The sequence below is a fragment of the Streptomyces sp. RG80 genome, assembly GCF_040446465.1.
Lineage (GTDB): Bacteria > Actinomycetota > Actinomycetes > Streptomycetales > Streptomycetaceae > Streptomyces.
This window is the reverse complement of sequence record NZ_JBEAAJ010000008.1, coordinates 543,996-565,022: the sequence shown is the minus strand read 5'-3', so window position 1 is coordinate 565,022 and position 21,027 is coordinate 543,996. Positions and strand designations below refer to the sequence as shown.

The 21,027-nt window shown below is 71.4% G+C and carries 19 protein-coding genes; 6 read left to right on the top strand and 13 right to left on the bottom strand.

Annotation, left to right across the window (positions count from 1 at the left end; all coding sequences use genetic code 11):
• The first annotated feature begins 59 nt into the window (after window positions 1–59).
• The gene (locus ABKA17_RS29495) at window positions 60–575 is read left to right on the top strand and encodes a GtrA family protein (RefSeq protein WP_353695304.1); all 516 of its coding nucleotides are present in this window, start codon (window positions 60–62) and stop codon (window positions 573–575) included.
• A 43-nt stretch (window positions 576–618) separates the two neighbouring features.
• On the opposite strand, the gene ABKA17_RS29490 is transcribed toward ABKA17_RS29495, so the two are convergent.
• On the bottom strand, window positions 619–1,890 hold the full coding sequence (locus tag ABKA17_RS29490) for a sensor histidine kinase (protein ID WP_353695303.1): 1,272 nt from the start codon (window positions 1,888–1,890) through the stop codon (window positions 619–621).
• A 112-nt stretch (window positions 1,891–2,002) separates the two neighbouring features.
• Complete coding sequence (locus ABKA17_RS29485) at window positions 2,003–2,680, bottom strand: response regulator transcription factor (protein WP_353695302.1); 678 nt, start codon at window positions 2,678–2,680, stop codon at window positions 2,003–2,005.
• Window positions 2,681–3,007: 327 nt separating this feature from the next.
• On the opposite strand from ABKA17_RS29485, the gene ABKA17_RS29480 reads away from it, so the two are divergent.
• From ABKA17_RS29480 to ABKA17_RS29470, 3 genes are all read left to right on the top strand, one after another.
• Window positions 3,008–4,504, top strand: coding sequence for an oligopeptide:H+ symporter (locus ABKA17_RS29480; protein ID WP_353695301.1), 1,497 nt, complete (start codon window positions 3,008–3,010; stop codon window positions 4,502–4,504).
• A gap of 95 nt (window positions 4,505–4,599) precedes the next feature.
• Complete coding sequence (locus ABKA17_RS29475; protein ID WP_353695300.1) at window positions 4,600–5,412, top strand: alpha/beta hydrolase; 813 nt, start codon at window positions 4,600–4,602, stop codon at window positions 5,410–5,412.
• A gap of 13 nt (window positions 5,413–5,425) precedes the next feature.
• On the top strand, window positions 5,426–5,824 hold the full coding sequence (locus tag ABKA17_RS29470) for a GNAT family N-acetyltransferase (RefSeq protein WP_353695299.1): 399 nt from the start codon (window positions 5,426–5,428) through the stop codon (window positions 5,822–5,824).
• A gap of 30 nt (window positions 5,825–5,854) precedes the next feature.
• Here ABKA17_RS29470 and ABKA17_RS29465 read toward each other — a convergent pair whose 3' ends face one another.
• The 7 genes from ABKA17_RS29465 to ABKA17_RS29435 all read right to left on the bottom strand — a co-directional run bounded on the left by ABKA17_RS29465 (window position 5,855) and on the right by ABKA17_RS29435 (window position 12,691).
• Complete coding sequence (locus ABKA17_RS29465; protein WP_353695298.1) at window positions 5,855–7,138, bottom strand: hypothetical protein; 1,284 nt, start codon at window positions 7,136–7,138, stop codon at window positions 5,855–5,857.
• Window positions 7,135–8,202: a hypothetical protein gene (locus tag ABKA17_RS29460; protein WP_502994418.1), complete on the bottom strand. Its 1,068-nt coding sequence runs from the start codon at window positions 8,200–8,202 to the stop codon at window positions 7,135–7,137. Before ABKA17_RS29460 ends, ABKA17_RS29465 begins: the two co-directional genes overlap by 4 nt.
• A gap of 2 nt (window positions 8,203–8,204) precedes the next feature.
• Entirely contained in the window at window positions 8,205–8,966 is a 762-nt protein-coding gene (locus ABKA17_RS29455; protein WP_353695297.1) for a hypothetical protein, read from the bottom strand.
• 134 nt (window positions 8,967–9,100) lie between these two features.
• Window positions 9,101–9,784: an LPXTG cell wall anchor domain-containing protein gene (locus tag ABKA17_RS29450; protein WP_353695296.1), complete on the bottom strand. Its 684-nt coding sequence runs from the start codon at window positions 9,782–9,784 to the stop codon at window positions 9,101–9,103.
• A gap of 162 nt (window positions 9,785–9,946) precedes the next feature.
• Entirely contained in the window at window positions 9,947–11,224 is a 1,278-nt protein-coding gene (serS, locus tag ABKA17_RS29445) for a serine--tRNA ligase (RefSeq protein WP_353695295.1), read from the bottom strand.
• A 334-nt stretch (window positions 11,225–11,558) separates the two neighbouring features.
• Window positions 11,559–12,074, bottom strand: coding sequence for an ATP-binding protein (locus ABKA17_RS29440; RefSeq protein ID WP_353695294.1), 516 nt, complete (start codon window positions 12,072–12,074; stop codon window positions 11,559–11,561).
• Window positions 12,075–12,313: 239 nt separating this feature from the next.
• Window positions 12,314–12,691, bottom strand: coding sequence for an STAS domain-containing protein (locus ABKA17_RS29435; protein ID WP_353695293.1), 378 nt, complete (start codon window positions 12,689–12,691; stop codon window positions 12,314–12,316).
• A gap of 240 nt (window positions 12,692–12,931) precedes the next feature.
• Here ABKA17_RS29435 and ABKA17_RS29430 point away from each other — a divergent pair, with 240 nt between their 5' ends.
• Window positions 12,932–13,837, top strand: coding sequence for an RNA polymerase sigma factor SigF (locus ABKA17_RS29430; protein ID WP_353695367.1), 906 nt, complete (start codon window positions 12,932–12,934; stop codon window positions 13,835–13,837).
• 54 nt (window positions 13,838–13,891) lie between these two features.
• Here ABKA17_RS29430 and hutI read toward each other — a convergent pair whose 3' ends face one another.
• The 4 genes from hutI to hutU are packed head-to-tail and all read right to left on the bottom strand — an operon-like array spanning window position 13,892 to window position 19,369.
• Entirely contained in the window at window positions 13,892–15,064 is a 1,173-nt protein-coding gene (hutI, locus tag ABKA17_RS29425) for an imidazolonepropionase (protein WP_353695292.1), read from the bottom strand.
• Between the two features lie 35 nt (window positions 15,065–15,099).
• Window positions 15,100–16,446: a formimidoylglutamate deiminase gene (locus ABKA17_RS29420; RefSeq protein ID WP_353695291.1), complete on the bottom strand. Its 1,347-nt coding sequence runs from the start codon at window positions 16,444–16,446 to the stop codon at window positions 15,100–15,102.
• Window positions 16,443–17,651: an allantoate amidohydrolase gene (locus ABKA17_RS29415; protein WP_502994417.1), complete on the bottom strand. Its 1,209-nt coding sequence runs from the start codon at window positions 17,649–17,651 to the stop codon at window positions 16,443–16,445. Before ABKA17_RS29415 ends, ABKA17_RS29420 begins: the two co-directional genes overlap by 4 nt.
• Before the next feature lie 53 nt (window positions 17,652–17,704).
• Window positions 17,705–19,369, bottom strand: a complete 1,665-nt coding sequence (gene hutU / locus ABKA17_RS29410) for a urocanate hydratase (protein ID WP_353695289.1) — start codon at window positions 19,367–19,369, stop codon at window positions 17,705–17,707.
• Window positions 19,370–19,483: 114 nt separating this feature from the next.
• On the opposite strand from hutU, the gene ABKA17_RS29405 reads away from it, so the two are divergent.
• Window positions 19,484–20,890: a type III PLP-dependent enzyme domain-containing protein gene (locus ABKA17_RS29405; RefSeq protein ID WP_353695288.1), complete on the top strand. Its 1,407-nt coding sequence runs from the start codon at window positions 19,484–19,486 to the stop codon at window positions 20,888–20,890.
• Window positions 20,891–21,027: the final 137 nt, after the last annotated feature.

Genomic DNA, 21,027 nt, shown 5'->3' with positions numbered 1-21,027 from the left:
GGTTAGCATGGCTGGGTTGACGAAACCTGCTGACCCACCGACTGGGGGCCTGTACGACCATGGGACCAGGTTCCTCAGGACTACGAAGGATCTTCCGCGAGGTCGCCAAGTTCGGCGCCGTGGGCGGGGCGGGACTGCTCGTCAACCTTCTGGTGTTCAACCTCGTCCGGCACCTCACCGAGCTGCCGGTGGTCCGGGCCAGCGTCATCGCCACGGTCGTCGCGATCGCCTTCAACTACGTCGGGTTCCGGTACTTCACCTACCGTGACCGCGACAAGAGCGGCCGCACCAAGGAACTGACACTGTTCCTGCTGTTCAGCGTGGTCGGCCTGGTCATCGAGAACGGCGTGCTCTACGCGGCGACCTACGGTTTCGGCTGGAACAGCCCGCTGCAGAACAACATCTTCAAGTTCGTCGGCATCGGCGTCGCCACCCTGTTCCGCTTCTGGTCCTACCGCACCTGGGTCTTCAAGACCCTCCCCGCCCGGGAGGCCGTGGCCAGCGCGGAGCACTTCCTGGAGGAGGCCGAGCAGACGACGGTCGCCCGCCCCCGCTCCGGCCAGCGCGTCAGCTGACCTGCCGCCCCGTCGGACGGGCCCCTGTCGGACGCCGGGCGCCCTATCGGACCGTGGGCTCCGCTTCCGACACCGGCTTCTGGACCGGCGTGCGCGACAGGAAGAGCCCGAACACCGCCGGCTGCGCCTGAAGCATCTCCAGGCGGCCCCCGTCGGCCTCCGCGAGATCCCGGGCCACGGCGAGTCCGATGCCCGTCGAGTTCCGGCCACTGATCGCCCGCTCGAAGATCCGCGCGCCCAGGTCGGCGGGGACGCCCGGACCCTCGTCCGTGACCTCGATGACCGCCTGGTTGCCGGTCACCCGGGTGCGCAGCGCCACCGTGCCGCCGCCGTGCATGAGGGAGTTCTCGATCAGCGCCGCCAGCACCTGCGCGACCGCTCCCGGGGTGCCCACGGCCCGCAGATGCCGCTTGCCGGAGCTCACGATGGCGCGGCCCGCGCTGCGGTAGGCGGGGCGCCACTCGGCGAGCTGCTGCTGGATGACCTCGTCGAGGTCGAAGGAGACGGCGGAGCCGGTGCGCGGGTCGCGGGAGTTGGTGAGCAGCCGCTCCACCACGTCCGTCAGGCGTTCCACCTGCGTGAGCGCGATGGTGGCCTCCTCCTTCACCGTCTCCAGGTCGTCGGTGAGGGTGATCTCCTCCAGGCGCATCGACAGGGCCGTGAGCGGCGTGCGCAGCTGGTGGGAGGCGTCCGCGGCCAGTCGCCGTTCCGCGGTGAGCATGCGGGCGATGCGCTCGGCGGAGGAGTCCAGCACATCGGCGACCCGGTCCAGCTCATGGACGCCGTACCGCTTGTGCCGGGGCCGCGGGTCGCCGGAGCCGAGGCGCTCGGCGGTCTCGGCGAGGTCGGTCAGCGGCGAGGCCAGCTTGTTGGCCTGCCGTACGGCGAGCAGCACGGCCGCGATCACCGCGAGCAGCGCCACCGCCCCGATGATCAGCAGGGTCCGGCCGACCTCCCGGGTCACCGACGAGCGCGGCTCCTGGACGGTGACCTTCTCGCCCTCCTCGCCCGTCGCCGTGGAGCTGATGACGTCGCCGGTGAGCTTGGTGCCGACCTCGATGACCGGCTCGCCGGGGATCCGGATCACGGCGTACCGCTCCCCGGTGACCTGCTCCTTCAGCACCTGGGCGTCGACCGTCTGATGCCCGAGCAGCCGGCTGTCCACGATGCTGGCCAGCCGCACCGCCTCGGAGTCGACCCGCTCCTGCGCACTGTTGCTGATGGTGCGGGTCTCGACGATGACAAGAGAGACACCGAACACGGCGATGACGACCAGCACCACGGCGAGCGTGGACTGAATAAGACGGCGACGCACGGGCCCTCCGGGCGGTTACTTCTGGAGACCGGTGCGGCCGACCCACCCAGGGGCGCGGGGAACTGCGCGACCAGCCACAGACGGCCCGCACCGACAACACGACATGCGGAAGCTAGCTCTTCTCGAACCGGAACCCGACACCACGCACCGTGGCGATGTACCGAGGATTCGCGGCATCGTCACCGAGCTTCTTCCGCAGCCACGAGATATGCATGTCCAGCGTCTTGGTCGACGACCACCAGGTCGTGTCCCACACCTCACGCATCAGCTGGTCCCGGGTCACCACCCGCCCCGCATCCCGCACAAGAACCCGCAGCAGGTCGAACTCCTTCGCGGTGAGCTGGAGCTCCTCCTCGCCCATCCACGCACGGTGCGACTCGACGTCGATCCGCACCCCGTGCGTGGCCGGCGGCTGCGCCGGCTCCGCGGCACCGCGCCGGAGCAGCGCCCGCACCCGGGCGAGCAGCTCGGCGAGCCGGAACGGCTTGGTCACATAGTCGTCGGCGCCGGCGTCGAGGCCCACGACGGTGTCCACCTCGTCCGCACGCGCGGTCAGGATGAGGATGGGCACGGTCTGGCCCTCGGCGCGCAGTCGGCGGGCCACTTCGAGGCCGTCCATGCCGGGGAGTCCGAGGTCCAGCACGACCAGATCGATGCCGCCCTGGATGCCGGCGTCGAGCGCGGTGGGGCCGTCCTCGCGCACCTCGACCTCGTACCCTTCCCGGCGCAGTGCGCGGGCCAGCGGCTCCGAGATGGACGCATCGTCCTCGGCGAGCAGTACACGGGTCATGAGCTGATGGTAGACCGCGCTTGACAGAACATGGGGTGTGATCGCAAGCCCGTGATTCTTACCATGGGGCGATTTGGTACGAACCTATGTACCAGAGGTGAGAGGGCGGTAAGGACCTTAGAAAAGGTGTGTACGGTTCCATTGACACCTGTGATCCATCTCTCAAGTCCTTCCATTTCCGGCAGTGTCCTGCCGTATGGTGAAAGACGCCTTTTGCAGCACGGGGACCTTTGGCAAGCACGTCACGCTGAAGGTCTCTTTCATGTGCGGGCCGGCCACCGCCAGCCTTGAAGCACGTTGCGCGTCCCCACCAGCAAGGAACGACCAATGGCGTCCAGCCTGACGAAGGACTCGGCCCGCCCGGGCACCCCCGGCACCGAGCAGACCTTCTTCGGCCACCCCCGCGGACTGGCCACTCTCTTCATGACCGAGATGTGGGAGCGTTTCTCCTACTACGGCATGAGGGCTCTCCTCCCGCTGTACCTCGTCGCCCCGGGCGGCCTGCACCTCAACGCCGCGACGGCGACCGCGATCTACTCCGTGTACGTGTCGCTGGTCTACCTGCTCGCGCTGCCCGGCGGCTGGTTCGGCGACCGCGTCTGGGGTCCCCGCAAGACCGTCGCCGTCGCCGGTGCGGTGATCATGCTCGGCCATCTGACGCTGGCCCTGCCGTCCTCCGGCACCTTCTACGCCGGTCTCGGTCTCGTGGCGATCGGCTCCGGTCTGCTGAAGGCCAACATCTCCACGATGGTCGGCCACCTCTACGACGGCCCGGACGACCCGCGTCGCGACGGCGGCTTCACCGTCTTCTACATGGGCATCAACCTGGGCGCGTTCGCCGCGCCGCTGATCATCGGCACCATCGGCGAGAACGTCGACTGGCACCTGGGCTTCGCCCTCGCCGCGCTCGGCATGGCGCTGGGCCTCGGCCAGTTCCTGATCGGCTCCCGCCACCTCGCGGACCGCTCCAGCGTCGTCCCGACCCCGCTGTCGGACCAGGAGAAGCAGTCCACGCTGCGCAAGGCCGCGATCTGGGCGGGCGTCGCCGCCGTCTTCTACGCGATCGTCGGCTTCTCCGGCCACTACACGCTGAACTGGATCCTGGTCCCGCTGACCCTGCTCGGCCTGATCATCCCGGTGATGGTGCTGGCCCGCATCAAGCGCGACAAGGAACTGGACCGCACCGAGCAGAAGTCGATGTCGGCGTACATCTGGTTCTTCGTGGCCGCGGCCGTCTTCTGGATGATCTACGACCAGGGCGGCTCGACCCTGTCGATCTTCGCGGACTCCTCCGCCGACAACACCATCTTCGGCTGGGAGTTCCCGGTCTCCTGGTACCAGTCGGTCAACCCGGTCCTGATCATGGCGCTGGCGCCGGTCTTCGCCTGGTTCTGGCTCGCGCTGAACCGGCGCGGCAAGGAGCCGAGCACGATCGTGAAGTTCTCCTCCGGTCTGGTCCTGGTCGGCGCGTCCTTCTTCCTCTTCCTGGCCCCGCTGTCGATCGCCGACGGCGGTCACAAGGCGGCCGCGGCCTGGCTGGTGGCGATCTACTTCGTCCAGACCGTCGGTGAGCTGCTGCTCTCCCCGGTCGGCCTGTCGGTGACGACGAAGATGGCTCCCGCGAAGTACGCCTCCCAGATGATGGGCGTCTGGTTCCTGGCCGTCACCGCCGGTGACGCCACGACCGGTCTGCTCTCCATCGCCGGGGTCGACCTGAACAAGACGGGCATCGTCGCCCTGGAGGCCACGCTCGCCGTGGTCGCCGGTGTCGCGATCTGGATGTACCGCAACCGCGTCAAGGAGCTCATGGGCTCCGTGCACTGACGTTTCTTCGAACGAAGGGCCGCCTCACCACCCGGTGCGGTGGCCCTTCGGGGTTTTCCGGCCGGACTCCAGGACGGCCCCGCACCATCACAGACATGCGTCGTACTTTCGTCTCGGTGGCGGCCGCCCTCGGCTTCCTGCTGTCGTCCTCCGGCACCGTCGTGGAGGCGGCCCCCGAGACGCTCTCCTACGGCGGCCACGCCCGCCAGACCATCACGGTGTACGGCGACCGGGGTGCCCCGCCGCTGGTGATCCTGCACGGCGGCCACTGGGCCGAGGACGCCGACTGGAGCGGCACCGCACGGTGGCTGGCGGCCCGTGGCTTCCGCGTCTACGAGACCGACTACCGCCTGAACACGGACGCCCGCTGGCCCGCGCAACGCGAGGACGTCCGGGCCGCGCTGCGCTGGATCGCCGCCGACTCCCCCGGGCGGCCCCTGGTCCTGGGCTCCTCGGCGGGCGGCCAGCTCGCGCTGGACGCGGCGACGTACGGCAAGGGCGGATCGCTGGTGCGGGGCGTGGTGGCCCTGTCCCCGGTCGCCTCCCCGTACCGGGCCTGGGTGGACGGCGGCCGCCCCGGAGCCACGGACCAGCAGCGCCGACTGCGTCGGGAGGCGCGCCGCCTGGTCGGCTGCGACCCCGACCGCACGGGCCCCCGCTGCTGGACCCGCTGGGGCGACCTCGCGGCCCGCACCCACGCCTCCGGCGCGGACGACGCCCCGATGCTCCTCATCCACTCGGAGCGGGACTTCGTACCGCCGTACCACTCGACCGAACTCGCCGCGGCGGAAAGGCGGTTGGGCCACACCGACCTCACCGTGCACACTCTGGCGGGTGCCTCGCACGGAGGTGCCCTCATGAAGCGGGCGAGAGGAACGGTGCTGCGGTGGCTGAGGGAGCATTCCTGACGGAGGCCCGGCGATGACGGTCGCGTACGAGTGGCGCGGCGGCTTCGGCGACGGGGAGGTCGACGCGCTGCACGCTGAGGCGTTCGGGCACGACCTGACGTCCGGCGACTGGCACGCGCGCGTGCACCGGCACAGCCTCGGCTGGGTGTGCGCCCGCGAGGCCGGTCGGCTGGTCGGGTTCGTCAACGTGGCCTGGGACGGCGGCGTCCATGCCTTCGTCCTCGACACGATGGTCGCGCCGGACCTGCGCGGTGCCGGTGTCGGGACCCGGCTGCTGGCCACCGCCGCCCAGGGCGCCCGGGCGGCGGAGTGCGAGTGGCTCCACGTCGACTTCGAGGAGCATCTGCGCCCCTTCTACTTCGGGGCCTGCGGCTTCCGGCCGACGGACGCGGGACTCGTCGCCCTTCGCTGAACGAGCCCCGCCGCGCACCCCGAGGGCCCGCTACCGCAGCCGCCGCCGTCCCGGCAGGAACGTGAACACCGCCGCGCCCAACAGCACGGCCGTACCCGCGACGAGACCGAGCGCCTTCAGCGCGTCATGGTCCTCGGACCCGGTCGCGGCCAGACCGCCGGACGTGGAACCGGACGCGGAACCGCCGCCGCCCGTGGACGACGAACCGCCGGACGCCCCGCCCTCCTGCTCGGTCGTGTCCAGGGTCAGCGACACCGACGTCTTGTCCGGCGTGCACTTCGTCGTCGTACCGAGCGCCTCGATCGTCAGCACCCCCGGCGACAGCGTCGACTCGCCCGTGGCCCCCGGCTTGTACGTGCCGGTCATGTCCGGGATCTCGATCGGGTCGCCCGCCTTGATGTCCTCGGCGTTGGTCGGCCCCTCCACATGCACGGAGCCCTCGTCGTCGCCGCCCAGGACCACGTCCATCGAGGGCTTGATGGAGTCCTTGGGGATGTTGGCCGGGCTGTTCATCGGCGACTTCTTGAACTGCACGGTGAGCCCGAAGTTCCCGCCGTCCTTCTTGGCGTCGATCTGGATCGTGGAGGTCGCCTTCTGCGTTCCGATGGGCGACTCACAGGTGTAGGGGATGTCGACGACCTTCCCGGTGAAGTCGGTCTGGCCGCCGTCCGACTCCGTGGCGCTCGGGCTCGGCGTACCGCTGTCGGTCTCGCTCGGCTCGTCGGAGGGGCTGGGGCTGTCGCTGGGATCGTCGGTGGGGGTGGGGGTCGGTGACGAGGTCCCGTCTCCGGCGGCCACCTTGATGGTCGCCGCGGGCTGCACGGTCTCCGTCGGCGCGCACTCGGTGTTCGTCGAGAACGCGGTGATCGTGTAGGCGTCCGGCGTCAGCGTGACCTCGCCGGCCGTCGTCAGCTTCAGGGTGCCCTTCATGTCGGAGAGGACCATGGCGCCGCCCTTGGGGATCGCCGGGTTCTCCTGCGGTCCCGCCATGGGCACGCCGGCGGTCTGCGCGCCGGTCGCCTTGAGCACACCGGACGGCTTGACCGAGTTCGCGGGCAGATCGATGAGGTCGGGGTTCTTGGAGGCGGCCTGCACGAACTTCCACACCACCTCGACCTCGTCGCCGACCTTGGCGGTGGCCGGCGCGGTGATCTCGACCTTGGTGGTCCCCTCGACCGGGTCGAGGCCGGAGGCGGCGGGCGGGATGCACTTGGTGGCGTACGAGACCTCGGCGGCCTGCGCGGGCAGCGCCGCCGCCCCCAGTACGACACCGGCACAGACGAGTACCGGTATGGCTCTCCTTCGCTTTCTCACGTGGATCCCTCTCTGGTGGGAGTCGTCGGGCTGTCTTCGTGCGGTGCGGAGAGCCGACCGGCCGCGCCCGGATCGGAGTCCGGGGTGAACCACGGCAGGGTCGAGGACGCGGGCGGATCCTGGGACGGGGTGTGCAACCCCGGGAGCCGCAGGGTGAGTTCGGGCAGCCGGAACCGGACGGGGCCGCGGGCGCGGCCGGGCCGGCGCGGCCTGTGCGGCCGTACCCGGTCGACCACGGCCATGCCGATACGGAACAGCGCGGCCGGCACCACCAGGCAGACCAGGATCCAGAACAGGGTCACGCCCCAGGGCCGCCCGACGCCCCAGGGCTGCTCGGCGAGCACCTTGCCGCCGTACTTCAGCGACACGGTGTAGTCGCCGTGCGCGCCGCCCGACAGCTCGACGGGCAGTTCGATGCGCGCCTTCTTGCCCGGGGCGATCGTGCCGCGCCACTGCTGCTCCTCCCACTGCGGCGCGAACACCCCGTGGGAGGTGCCGACCTGGAAGAGGGGGTTCTTGATCTCAGAGGTGCCGACATTGCCGACGGTGAAGACGAGGGTGCGGGCGGGCGGTGCCCCGAACCAGGTGAGCAGTCCGCCGGAGCCGTCCAGCCGGGTGTCGGTGAGGACGGAGAGCCGTCCGCCGGACGCCTCGGCGGGCAGCGGCTCCACGGCGTGTCCGGCGACCTGGAAGACGGCGTCGGCGTCGGCCCTCGCCCCGGTCGCCGTCGCCACGTGCACCACGCAGGGACAGGGCACGGGCGGCTCGGCGACCGGCAGCTTCTTGCTGAAGCGGCCCTTGGCGTCGGTGGTGACGGCGCGTCCGTCCGCGTTGGCACAGGAGTTGGTGCCGCCGGGCACACCGCGCGAGGGCACGGCCTGTCCGCAGATCAGGACCATCAGCAGCGCCTTCGCCCGCCAGCCACTGCCGGTGACGGTCACCGAACCCCCGGTCCCCGCCTGTGACTTGGAGAGCTCGACGGTCGGCCGCTCGGCGGCCTGGACGCCGGGCGCCGCCACGCCCGACACCAGCGCCAGGAGCACCGTCAGCACCAGCACGCGCACCTTCACGACACCGCTCCCGTCAACTCGACCTCCGGACGGCGCCGCCGACGTCGTACGACGAACACCGCGCCCCCGGCCGCCACCACGCCGACCCCGCCCGCCGCACCCCACGCCCCGCCCCCCGCCGACACACTCACCGCGTCCCGGGCCCCGCCCGCCGCCGTGACGGCCACCCGCACCCGCACGGCATCGAACACAGGCCGCTCCCACCCCTCGCTGAGCCGCAACCGACGGCCCGGCGCGAGCTCCACGTCCCGGGTCCGGTCCAGGACCCGCCCGAAGAGCCCGTCGGCCCGCAGCACGACCGTCGGCGCGAGGACCGTCGTCCCCCGGTTGACCAGCTCGTACGTGATCCGATCAGCACCCACGACCACCTGCTCGACGGTGAGCGCGGACAGAGTGGGGACGGTGGCCCGCAGATGCACAGGCACCCGCCGCACACGCCCCTCGGAGTCCCGGGCCACGATCGCGGCAGCGGTGTCATCAGCAGGGATCCGAACGGTGAAGGGCACCTCGGTACGGGTGCGCGGCGCCAGCTTGAGCCGAGCGTCGGCGAAGGTGACGTCGGCGCCTTCGGCCCGCAGCGAGACGCCGACCGGCCCCTCGCTGCCGTTGGTCAGCGCCACCGTGTCCTGGAGCACAACGCCGGGCTCCCCCTCGGCGTAGAAGGCAGGCCGCTCCTCGCCGACGGGCGCAATCGACCACCCGTCGGCGGCAGTTGCTGCCGGGGCGCATGCCAGCAGGGCCAGCAGGACCAACCCCAAGGGGCGCGGGACCCTATCGATATGCGGCTTCGCCGCGGGGCGCGACCAGCCACAACGTACCCGCAGCCGACCGACAACCTCACCCGGCATTTCGACAAACGGCATCGGCGGCTCCCACAGCGACGCGAACGACCTCAGTGACGCGCCGCCTGACGCCGACGCGTCACCCACAACGTGCCGGCCGCGCCGGCGAGCAGCACCGTCCCCCCCAACGTGCCGAGCGCGATCGCCGAATCCTCGGGCCCGGTCTGCGGCAGCGACGCCCCCGAACCGGAGTCACTCCGCGTACCGCCGCCGCCCGACCCGCCCGCGGCGGTCACGTCGAGACTGAGCGAGGGCCCGGGACTGTTGGTCGGCGTGCACGTCGTCGTCGTACCGAGCGCGATGATGGTCAGCACACCCGCGGTGAAGGTGACCTTGCCGGACTTCGCCGGCGTGTACGTACCGCTCAAGTCGTTGATCTTGATGGGGGTGTTGGCGGGCACCACCGCCTGGTTCGCAGCCCCGGTCACCTTCAGCGTGCCCTTCTCGGCGCCGCCGAGCTGGATGACGGCGCTCGGCTTCATCGCACCCTTGCCCAGGTCGACCGGGCTGGAGGAGACGCCCTTCTGCCAGGACATGGTGATCTTGTAGCCGCTGCCGCTCTTGACGCTCTTGATGTCGATGGGCGAGACGGCGCTCTTGTCGCCGATCGGCGTCTTGCACTGGTACTTGACGTCGACGACCTCGGCCCGGGCGGCGGGGGCGGCCATCAGCACCGCCGAGCCGGCCAGGGCCGCGGCGGACGCGAGCGCGGCGGTTCGTTTCCGGTACGACACGGTTCCGCTCCCTACTTACTCGTTACTCGGTTCCCTTGACTGGTTCCTGACGGCACATCAGATCGGCCGTCAAGGTACGCCCGGGCTCGCAAGGAGGGAAGACAAGGTGCGCGCCGGAGTTGTGACGATCCGGCGCGCACGGAAGGGGTTTCGGGTAAAGGACTAACCCCGGGTAACCCTGGGACGGAGGGTCTGGGGCGCCCCCCAGCGCCACAGCACCTCCGGCACCTCCACCGTCCCGTCGGCCCGCTGGTGCTGTTCGAGGAGCGCGGGCAGCAGCCGGCTGGTGGCCAGACCCGAGGCGTTGAGGGTGTGGAGGTGGGCCGACTTTCCGCCGCCTGCCGGCCGGTACCGGATGCCACCGCGCCGGGCCTGGTACTCGCGGGCGTTCGACACCGAGCTGACCTCGGCGTAGGCGCCCAGGCTGGGCAGCCACACCTCGACGTCGTAGGTCCTGGCCTGGGCGGGGCTGGTGTCCCCGGCGGCCAGCAGGGTGACCCGGTGGTGCAGTCCGAGTCCGGTGACCAACTCCTCGGCTCGGGCCAGGAGTTCCAGCTGGGCGGCGGCCGAGTCCGCGGGGCGGGCGAACTGGAACAGCTCGACCTTGTTGAACTGGTGGCCGCGCAGGGTGCCCCGGTCGGCGGTGCGGTGGCTGCCGCTCTCCTTGCGGTAACAGGGCGTGTAGGCCACGTACTTGAGCGGCAGCTCGGCCTCGTCCAGGGTCTCGCCGCGGTGCAGGTTGACCAGGGCGGTCTCGGCGGTGGGCAGCAGGAAGCGGTCGTCGTCGGTGCGGTAGACCTCGTCGGCGAACTTGGGGAACTGGCCCGCCGTGTAACCGGCCTCGTGGGTGAGCAGGTGCGGCGGCAGCACGAACTCGTAGCCCGCCCGGCGGTGGGTGTCGAGGAAGTGGTTGAGCAGCGCCCACTCCAGGGCGGCGCCGTCGCCGCGGTAGACCCAGTGGCCGTTGCCGCCGAGCCGGGTGCCGCGCTCGTGGTTGACGAGGCCGAGCTCCTCGGTGAGCCGCACATGGTCCCTGGCCTCGAAGGCGAACTCGGGCGGGGTCCCGGTGACCCGTACGACCTGGTTGTTCTCCTTGCCGCCCGCGACGACGTCGTCGTCGGGGAGGTTGGGCAGGGCGTCCAGGAACGCCCGGTGCTGTGCCGCCAGCCGGGCGAGCCGCGCCTCGGCGGCCGCGAGCCGGTCGGTCAGCTCCTTGGCCTCGACCCGGAGCTCCTCGGCGGGTTCGCCCGCCCGGTGCGCTGCGGCGATGTCGGCCGAGATCCCGCGCCGCTCACCGCGCAGCCGCTCCACGGCGGTACGGGCCTCGCGGAACTCGGCGTCCAGGGCGAGGAAGGCGGGGAGGTCGGCGTCCACGCCCCGTTTGCGCAGGGCGTCGCGGACCCGGTCGGGGTGCTGTCGGATGAGGGTGACGTCGAGCATGGTGCGCGCTCCGTCCGGTTCTGCCGGAACAGCGTGCGCCGCCCCGGGGAGGGTCCCTCGGGGCGTGGGCGAGAGGGTGCTCGCGGTGCCACCACGCCTTCACCGCCGCAGAACCGAGTGCTTCGGCTTCTACGACGGTCTCGTCGTGGCCCGGTGACGGGGGCCGGCCGGCGGGGCATTTCCTCCCCGCACTCGGGAGTGGATTCGCACCGGGATCGCGAGGCCGCCTTCACAGCGTTCGGCGGCTCTCTCGACTCGCGTGGCCCGGGGCTACTTGTCTCCGTCAGCGCGTTGTCGTCGAGGGTAGGGAGCCCGGGGCGGGGCGGCCAGCGAATTACGCCGGTGCGCCGAGCTCCGCCCAGACCTTCTTGCCGGTCAGCCCGGGGACGCGGACCACGCCCCAGTCCAGGCAGAGGCGCTGCACGATGAACATGCCGTGTCCGCCGGGGCGGCCCGCGCGGTGCGGGGTGCGAGGGGCCGGCTGGCCCGTGCCCTTGTCGGAGACCTCGATGCGGATCACCTTGTTGTCGAGCGTGATCCACAGCTCGTCGGGGCCCTCGGCGTGCAGACAGGCGTTGGTCACCAGCTCGGAGACGACGAGCAGCACATCCTCGGCGGCGGCGCGCTGGTCGGCGGAGGCGGCGGGCAGCCAGCCCCACGCGTACAGCGCCTGGCGGGCGAAGTCCCGGGCGAGGGGGACGACGCCGCTCGCCCCGTCGAAGTTCAGCCTGCGGACCTGCCGGCCCGCCGACGACTCGGGCGACACGGCCGCACCCCCTTCGGACACCCCGGAAGCGCCGTCGGCCTCCGGGCCGCGGTCGCCCGGCGAGTAAGGCCGGGTGCTGCTCATCAGCGCTTCACCTCACCGATTCACCAGTTCACGATTCAATAGTCAGATGTCAGAGTGCAGTACGTAGCTGGACGCTGGATCCTTCGCCGCGTCTGACGCCTGTTCCAGGATGTCTTCTGCCCGACCGAACCGGCAGAACACCCCCTGTTTCGGTACGCGTCTTCCCGCACGGGGCGGAACACGTGCGAAGCCCCGGTCGCCGTGGGGCGTCCGGGGTGCCGCGGGCCCGGCGGGCCGGCTCAGCCGGTCTCGTCGGCCAGGGCCGCGTCGAGCGTGTCATGGACAGTGAAGACCGCATCGGCCCCTGTGATCTCGAAGACCCGCGCCACCACGGGCAGCATCCCTGCGAGATGCACCCCGCCGCCCGCGGCCTCCGCCTTCAGTCGTGCGCCGAGAAGTACGTTGAGCCCGGTGGAGTCACAGAACTCCAGACGCGAGCAGTCCACCACCAGCCGACTGAAGCCGTCGTCGAGGCAGGCCTCGAGTGGCTCACGCAACAAATCGGCGGTGTGGTGATCCAACTCACCCGCCGGGGTCACGACGGCGCTGGCGCCCTCTTTCCGCACCTCGACCAGAAGCCGGCCAGACTGTGCGCTGCCGACCGTCCCGCGGTCCATGCCGTCTCTCTCTCCCGACGTCGTGGCTGCTGCTGACGCCCTCGAACACTACGCCTTCCCTCCACACTCTGGCACCCGGGCATCTGCACACAAACGGACATTTCCGCACAGATCGCACTTGCGGCCGGGTTGGGAAAGCGGGTAGGGCTAGTAGGGACACGTACTCGACACGGCCGGCTTTGGAGGCGCCGCACACCGCAGTGCACGCAGATGGCTTCGGCAGCCCACATGCCGAGAACGATGGAGGACATCATGTCACCCCGGCTCGACGCATCGCATACCCATCCGGCGACGTCGACATCCCCCCCGGAACATCTGGATCCCATCGAGCAGGACGACCCGCTTGCCGGGCTTCCGGAGATCCCCCCCTTCGACGAGGTGGGGCCGGTGGACGCACGGGCCCTTTCCAAGACCCTCTTCGAGCGGCTGGAGTCGCTGGAGGAAGGCACCCACGAATATTCGTACGTCCGCAACACGCTCGTCGAGCTCAACCTCGCCCTGGTCAAGTTCGCCGCCTCCCGCTTCCGCTCCCGCAGCGAGCCGATGGAGGACATCATCCAGGTCGGCACGATCGGTCTGATCAAGGCGATCGACCGCTTCGAGATGAGCCGTGGGGTGGAGTTCCCCACCTTCGCGATGCCAACCATCGTCGGCGAGATCAAGCGCTTCTTCCGCGACACGTCGTGGTCCGTACGGGTGCCGCGCAGGCTCCAGGAGCTCCGGCTCGACCTGGCCAAGGCCGGCGACGAGCTGGCCCAGCAGCTGGACCGCGCCCCGACGGTCGGCGAGCTCGCGGAGCGCCTCGGCCTCACCAAGGACGAGGTCGTCGAGGGCATGGCCGCCTCCAACGCCTACACGGCCTCCTCCCTGGACGCCCAGCCCGAGGAGGACGACGCCGAGGGCGCCCTGGCCGACCGCATCGGCTACGAGGACCACGGGATCGAGGGCATCGAGTACGTCGAGTCCCTGAAGCCCCTGATCGCCGACCTCCCGCCCCGCGACCGCAGGATCCTCTCCCTGCGCTTCGTGGCGGGCCTGACCCAGTCGGAGATCGGCGACGAGCTCGGAATCTCACAGATGCACGTGTCCCGGCTGCTGTCCCGGACGCTGGTACGGCTGCGCAAGGGGCTCACGGTCGAGGAGTGACCCCGCTCCGCAGCTTCGCCCGGCACGGGGCGTGCGAGGGATCCGACGACTCGGTCAGATCTCGCGCACGCCCCGTCGCCATACCCCGGCCACCAGCGGTACGCCCGGCCGGTAGGCCAGGTGTACGTGGCTGGGCGCGTCCAGGAGCGTGAGGTCGGCTCGGGCGCCCGGGGTCAGTCGGCCGATGTCCTCGCGGCGCAGGGCCGCGGCGCCGCCCGCCGTGGCGGACCAGACGGCCTCGTCGGGGGTCATACCCATGTCCCGTACGGCGAGGGCGATGCAGAACGGCACGGACGACGTGAAGGACGAGCCCGGGTTGCAGTCCGTCGACAGGGCCACGGTGACGCCGGCGTCCAGGAGACGGCGGGCGTCCGGCCACTCGGCACGCGTGGAGAACTCGGCGCCGGGGAGAAGCGTGGCGACCGTGCTGCCGTTCGCCAGTGCCTCCACGTCGGCGTCCGTGAGATGGGTGCAGTGGTCGGCGCTGGCGGCGTCGAGTTCGACGGCCAGCTGGACGCCGGGGCCGTAGGAGAGCTGGTTGGCGTGGATACGCGGGTGCAGGCCCTTGGCGCGGCCCGCCGTGAGGATCGCGCGGGCCTGGTCGCCGTCGAAGGCGCCCTTCTCGCAGAAGACGTCGATCCAGCGGGCGTACGGGGCGCAGGCGTCCAGCATCTCGCCGGTGACGAGCTCCACGTAGGCGGCCGGGTCCTCGGCGTGGTCGGGCGAGACGATGTGCGCGCCGAGGTAGGTGACCTCGTCGGTGTGCGCGGCGGCGATGCGCAGGGCGCGGGCCTCGTCCTCGACGGTCAGGCCGTAGCCGGACTTCGTCTCGAAGGTCGTCGTGCCCTGGCGCAGGGCCTCCGCGAGATAGCGGGTGAGATTGGCCTCCAGCTCCGCGTCGCTCGCCGCCCGGGTCGCCGCGACCGTGGTGCGGATCCCGCCCGCGCTGTACGCCCGCCCCGACATCCGGGCGTTGAACTCCTGCGTCCGGTCGCCCGCGAAGACCAGGTGGGAGTGGGAGTCGACGAACCCGGGCAGGACCGCCCGGCCGCCCGCGTCGACCCGGTTGTCAGTGGCGGGTGCTTTGCTTTGCTCACCGGTCCACACGATGCGGTCACCGTCGATGACGACCGCCGCGTCCTGGACCAGGCCCAGTGGGGAGCCGTCGCCGAGGGAGGGGTCGTTGGTGACCAGCGTGGCGATGTTGGTGATGACAGTGCTGCTCATGACGTCCTCGTGGGTGGCCTGTGCGGGGATGGTCGTCAGGCGCGCAGGGCTTGCACGGCCCGCGCGAGGGCTTGTGGCACATCCGGTACGAAGGTGTGGGCCCCGTCGCGTACGACGTGCCGTCCGCCCACGATCGTGTGCCGTACGTCCGCCGCGGTCGCCGCGAATACGGCCGTCTCGGCGCCGAGCCTGGGCAGCGGTCCCGCGGTTCTGACCGAGTCGAGCGCGATCGTCGTCAGGTCGGCGAGCGCGCCGGGCTCGATGGTGCCCGCCTCGTCCCAGCCGAGGGCCGCGTGTCCGTCGGCCGAGGCCGCCCGCAGCAGGGCCGCCGCCGTCCAGTGACCGCGGGTGCGGGTGCGCAGGCGCTCGTTCAGCTCCATCGCGCGCGCCTCTTCGAGGAGGTCGATGACGGCGTGGCTGTCGGAGCCCAGGGAGAGCGGGGAGCCGGCTTTCTGGAGGGCGACGGCGGGTCCGATGCCGTCGGCCAGGTCCCGCTCGGTGGTCGGGCACATGCAGGTGCCGGTGCCGGAGCCACCGATCAGGGCGATGTCCTCGTCGGTGAGGTGGGTGTTGTGGACGCCGGTGGTGCGCCGGCCGAGGACGCCGTGCTCGGCGAGGAGCTGGGTGGGGGTGCAGCCGTGGGCCTCGCGGCAGGCGTCATTCTCGGCGGTCTGCTCGGACAGGTGCACATGGAGCGGGGCCCGCCGCTCCTCGGCCCACTGGGCCACGGTCGCCAACTGGCCCGCGGGCACGGCCCGTACGGAGTGGACGGCCGCCCCGATCCGCGCGTGATCCCGTTCCTTGAGAACTGAACAGCGTTCGGCCCAGGCGTCCGCGCTGCCGTCGGAGAAGCGGAGCTGGTGGGTGTCGGGGGCCCGTCCGAAGCCGGCGGAGAGGTAGGCGGTGTCGAGGAGGGTGATCCGGATGCCGGCGTCGGCGGCGGCCCCGATGAGGGCCTCGCCCATGGCGTTGGGGTCGGCGTAGGGGGTGCCGCCGGGGGCGTGGTGCAGGTAGTGGAACTCGCCGACGCTCGTCACGCCTGCCAGCGCCATCTCGGCGTACACCGCTCGGGCGAGGTCGTGGTAGGTCTCCGGGGTCAGCCGGTCGGCCGTGGCGTACATGACCTCGCGCCAGGTCCAGAAGGTGCCGGAGCCGACCTGGACGGTGCCGCGCAGGGCACGGTGGAAGGCGTGCGAGTGGGTGTTGGCGAGGCCGGGCAGGGTGAGGCCGCGGAGGATCTCGGCGCCGGGTGGCGGAGTCTCGACGCCGGGGCGGACGGCGGCGATGCGGCCGTCCTCGACCTCGACCGCGACGCCCGGCTCGACGTGGGTGTCGAGCCACGCGTGCTCCAGCCAGTACGTCCGCGTGCGGTGCTGGGTCACGTGCAGGCCAGTCCTTCCAGTACGTCGGCGAGGGCGAGCACGCCGGCCACGCAGTCGTCCTCGGCGGCGAACTCCGCCGGGGAGTGCGAGACGCCCGTGGGGTTGCGTACGAACAGCATGGCGGTCGGGAGGTGTCCGGAGAGGATCCCGGCGTCGTGTCCGGCGCCGGTTCCGAGGACGGGGACCCTGAGGTCGGTGCCGCTGCTCTTGCCGAGGATGCGGGCGAGTTCGTCGCGCAGGGCGTGGTCGAACTCGACGACGGGGGTGAAGGACTCCCGCACGACGTCGAGGTCGATGCCGTGTGCGCCCGCGTACTCCCGGGCGGCCTTCTCGACGCCGCCCACGACGGCGTCGAGGCTCTCCTGGTCGGCGGCGCGGGAGTCGAGCCAGCCGCGTACGAGGGAGGGGATGGCGTTGACGCCGTTCGGCTCGACGGAGATCTTGCCGAAGGTGGCGACGGCACCGGCGAGTTCGGCCTCGCGGCGGGCGGCGAGCACGGTCTCGGCGTACGACAGCATCGGGTCGCGGCGGTCGACGAGCCGGGTGGTGCCGGCGTGGTTGGCCTCGCCCCGGAAGTCGAACCGCCACCGCCCGTGCGGCCAGATGGCGCTGGCGAGCCCGACCCGGTCGCCGGAGAGGTCCAGCGCCCGCCCCTGCTCGACGTGCAGCTCGACGAAGGCGCCGATGCGGGAGAGCCGCTCGGGGTCGGCGCCGATGATGTCGGGGTCGTACCCGGCGGCCTCCATGGCCCGGGGAAGGCTGATGCCCTCCCCGTCGGTCAGCCGGTGCGCCTGCTCGACGGTGAGCTGCCCGGAGGCGAGCCGCGACCCGACACAGGCGAGCCCGAACCGGGCGCCCTCCTCGTCGCCGAAGTTGACGACGGCGAGGGGCTTGGTGAACGTCACTCGGCGGGAGCGCAGTTCGTCCAGCGCGGCGAAGGAGGACACGACTCCGAGGGGCCCGTCGAAGGCGCCGCCGTCCGGCACGGAGTCCAGATGCGACCCGGTGACCACGGCGTCCCCGGCGGTGGGGTCACCGAGCCAGGCCCACTGATTACCGTTCCGGTCGACCTCGTAAGTCAGCCCCCGGACCTCGGCCTGCTCCTTGAACCAGGCCCGGCATTCGGCGTCGGCCCCGGTCCAGGCGTAGCGGCGGTAGCCGTGGGAGTCGGGGTGACGGCCGATGGGGCGGAGCTCCTTCCACATGGTGTGGAAGGAACTTCCGGTCGGGCCGGGCTGCGGGCGGCCCTCATGCTGTGTCACGCGTCGTCACCCTCGCGCATGGGCACGCGCACGCCCCGCTCGTCGGCGACGGACACCGCGATGTCGTAGCCCGCGTCCACGTGCCTGATGACACCCATGCCGGGGTCGTTCGTCAGCACGCGGCGGACCTTCTCGCCGGCGAGCTTCGTGCCGTCGGCCACGGACACCTGGCCCGCGTGGATGGACCGGCCCATGCCGACGCCGCCACCATGGTGGATGGAGACCCAGCTGGCGCCCGAAGCCACGTTGACCATGGCGTTCAGCAGCGGCCAGTCGGCGATGGCGTCCGAGCCGTCGAGCATCGCCTCCGTCTCGCGGTACGGCGACGCCACCGACCCGGAGTCGAGGTGGTCGCGACCGATGGCCAGCGGAGCCGCCAGCTCGCCGCTCGCCACCATGTCGTTGAACCGCTCGCCGGCCTTGTCGCGCTCGCCGTAGCCGAGCCAGCAGATCCGGGCGGGCAGGCCCTGGAAGTGGACCCGCTCGCCGGCCATCTTGATCCAGCGGTGCAGGGACTCGTTGTCGGGGAAGAGGTCGAGGATCGCCTTGTCGGTCTTGTGGATGTCCGAGGCCTCTCCGGACAGAGCGGCCCACCGGAAGGGGCCCTTGCCCTCGGAGAAGAGCGGTCGGATATAGGCGGGGACGAAGCCGGGGAAGGCGAACGCCCGCTCGTACCCGGCGAGTCGGGCCTCACCGCGGATCGAGTTGCCGTAGTCGAAGACCTCGGCGCCGGCGTCCATGAAGCCGACCATGGCCTCGACGTGCCGGGCCATCGACTCGCGGGCGCGGGTGGTGAAGCCGGCCGGGTCCTTGGCCGCGTAGGAGGCCATGTCGTCGAAGTCGACACCGGTCGGCAGGTAGGAGAGCGGGTCGTGGGCCGAGGTCTGGTCGGTCACGATGTCGATCGGGGCGCCTTCGGCCAGCAGCTGCGGGAAGAGTTCGGCGGCGTTGCCGAGCAGGCCGATGGAGAGCGGCTTGCGGGCGTCGCGGGCCTCGACCGCCAGTTGCAGCGCGTGCCGCAGGTTGTCGGCCCTCACGTCCAGGTACCGGTGCTCGATGCGGCGCTCGATGGCACGCGGGTCGACGTCGATGCAGATCGCCACACCGTCGTTCATGGTGACCGCGAGCGGCTGGGCGCCGCCCATGCCGCCGAGGCCCGCGGTGAGGGTGATCGTCCCGGCGAGGGTGCCGCCGAACTTCTTCGCGGCGACCGCGGAGAACGTCTCGTAGGTGCCCTGGAGGATGCCCTGGGTGCCGATGTAGATCCAGGAGCCGGCGGTCATCTGGCCGTACATGGTCAGGCCGAGGGCCTCCAGGCGGCGGAACTCCTCCCAGTTGGCCCAGTCGCCGACGAGGTTGGAGTTGGCGATGAGGACGCGCGGGGCCCACTCGTGGGTCTGCATGACGCCGACCGGCCGGCCGGACTGGACCAGCATCGTCTCGTCCTGCTTGAGGGTGCGCAGGGTGCGGACCATGGCGTCGAAGGAGCGCCAGTCGCGGGCCGCCTTGCCGGTGCCGCCGTAGACGACGAGCTTGTCGGGGTGCTCGGCGACCTCGGGGTCGAGGTTGTTCTGGAGCATCCGCAGGGCGGCTTCCTGCTGCCATCCCAGGGCGCTCAGTTCCGTACCGCGTGCTGCTCGGACGGGGCGGGGTCCTGACATGGTCTGCCTCCTAGCGGACTGTGCTGCCGTTATTCACATCCTGACTTTCTGAATAGAACTAGTCAATAGCGCGGTCCTTCGACGCGGGACGGGAACCGGTGTTTCGCTGGAGACATGGGCGCGGACAACGACCTGACGGGGGACGGCGTGGACAACGGCAACGGGGAGCAGACGGCGCGCGCGGCGCGGCGGGACGAGGCGGTGCGGGCCGCGGTGGAGCAGGGGCTGCTGACGCCCGGCTCCCCCATCGTCGGCCTTCTGGACGTGACCGGCATCCGGGAGTCGGCGGCCGAGCTGCGGGCGGCGTTCGACGCGGTCACCGCACCCGGCACCCCGGTGCTGCACGCCTTCGCGGTGAAGGCGACCCCGCTGGTGCCGGTGCTGCGGCTGCTGCGGGAGGCCGGGATCGGCGCGGAGGTGGCGAGCCCCGGCGAGCTGGCACTGGCCCGGGCGGCGGGGCTGCGTCCCGAGGCGACCGTCCTGGACTCGCCCGCGAAGACGCCGGCCGAGCTGCGGGAGGCACTGGCGCTGGGGATCGCCGTGAACGCGGACAACCCTCAGGAGCTGGACCGTATCGACGGGCTCATGCGGTCGGCCACCAGCCGCTCCCCGCTCGGCATCCGGGTCAACCCGCAGGTCGGCGGCGGTTCCATCGGGTCGACGTCCACGGCCACGGCGACCTCGAAGTTCGGGGTGGCCCTGCGCGACCCCGGCGCCCGGGAGTGGATCGTGCGCGCCTACGCCGACCGGCCCTGGCTGACCCGGCTGCACGCGCACACCGGCTCCCAGGGCATCCCGCTGTCGCTGATGGCGCAGGGCGTCGCGCAGACGTACGCGCTCGCCGAGGAGATCAACCGGAGCATCGGGCGGCGCCAGATCGACACCCTCGACATCGGCGGCGGGCTGCCGGTGAACTTCGGCTCGGACGCGACGACGCCGACGTACGCGCAGTACGCGCGGCTGCTGAGCGAGGCGGTGCCGGGGCTGTTCGACGGGCGGTACGGGCTGGTGACGGAGTTCGGGCGGTCGCTGCTGGCCAAGCACGGGACGGTGGTGGCCCGGGTCGAGTACGCCAAGAGCGCGGGCGGGCGACCGGTCGCGGTGACGCACGCGGGCGTGCAGGTGGCGACGCGGACGGTGTACGTGCCGGGGTCTTGGCCGCTCAGGATCGCCGCGTACGACGCGAAGGGGCGGCCGAAGGAGGGGCCCGAGGTGGTGCAGGACATCGCCGGGCCCGCCTGCTTCGCGGGCGACCTGCTCGCCGAGGGGCGCGCGCTGCCGCTCCTGGAGCAGGGGGACTACGCGGCGGCGCTGGACACGGGGGCGTACTACTTCGCGCACCACTACGCGTACAACTCCCTCGCCCGGCCCGGCATCTACGGCTTCGCCGCGAGCGACGGAGGCGGCAACGGCGGCGGGGGTGCCGGGGTCGCTTTCGCGACCGTCCGTACGCCGCAGACGCTCGAGGAGATCGTGGCCGAGTCCGGAGGGGCGCACGCGTCCGCGCTCACCACCCTCTGAGCAGCCGTGCGCCGTTGACGAGCGCCGGTGGACATGTGGGTCAACTGTTCGGAAAACGAGCTCAGTTGACCCACCTTAGTCATCCCACGCATGTTCCACCGGAAAATGCCAGAATCCTCACCCCTCACGCACACCCT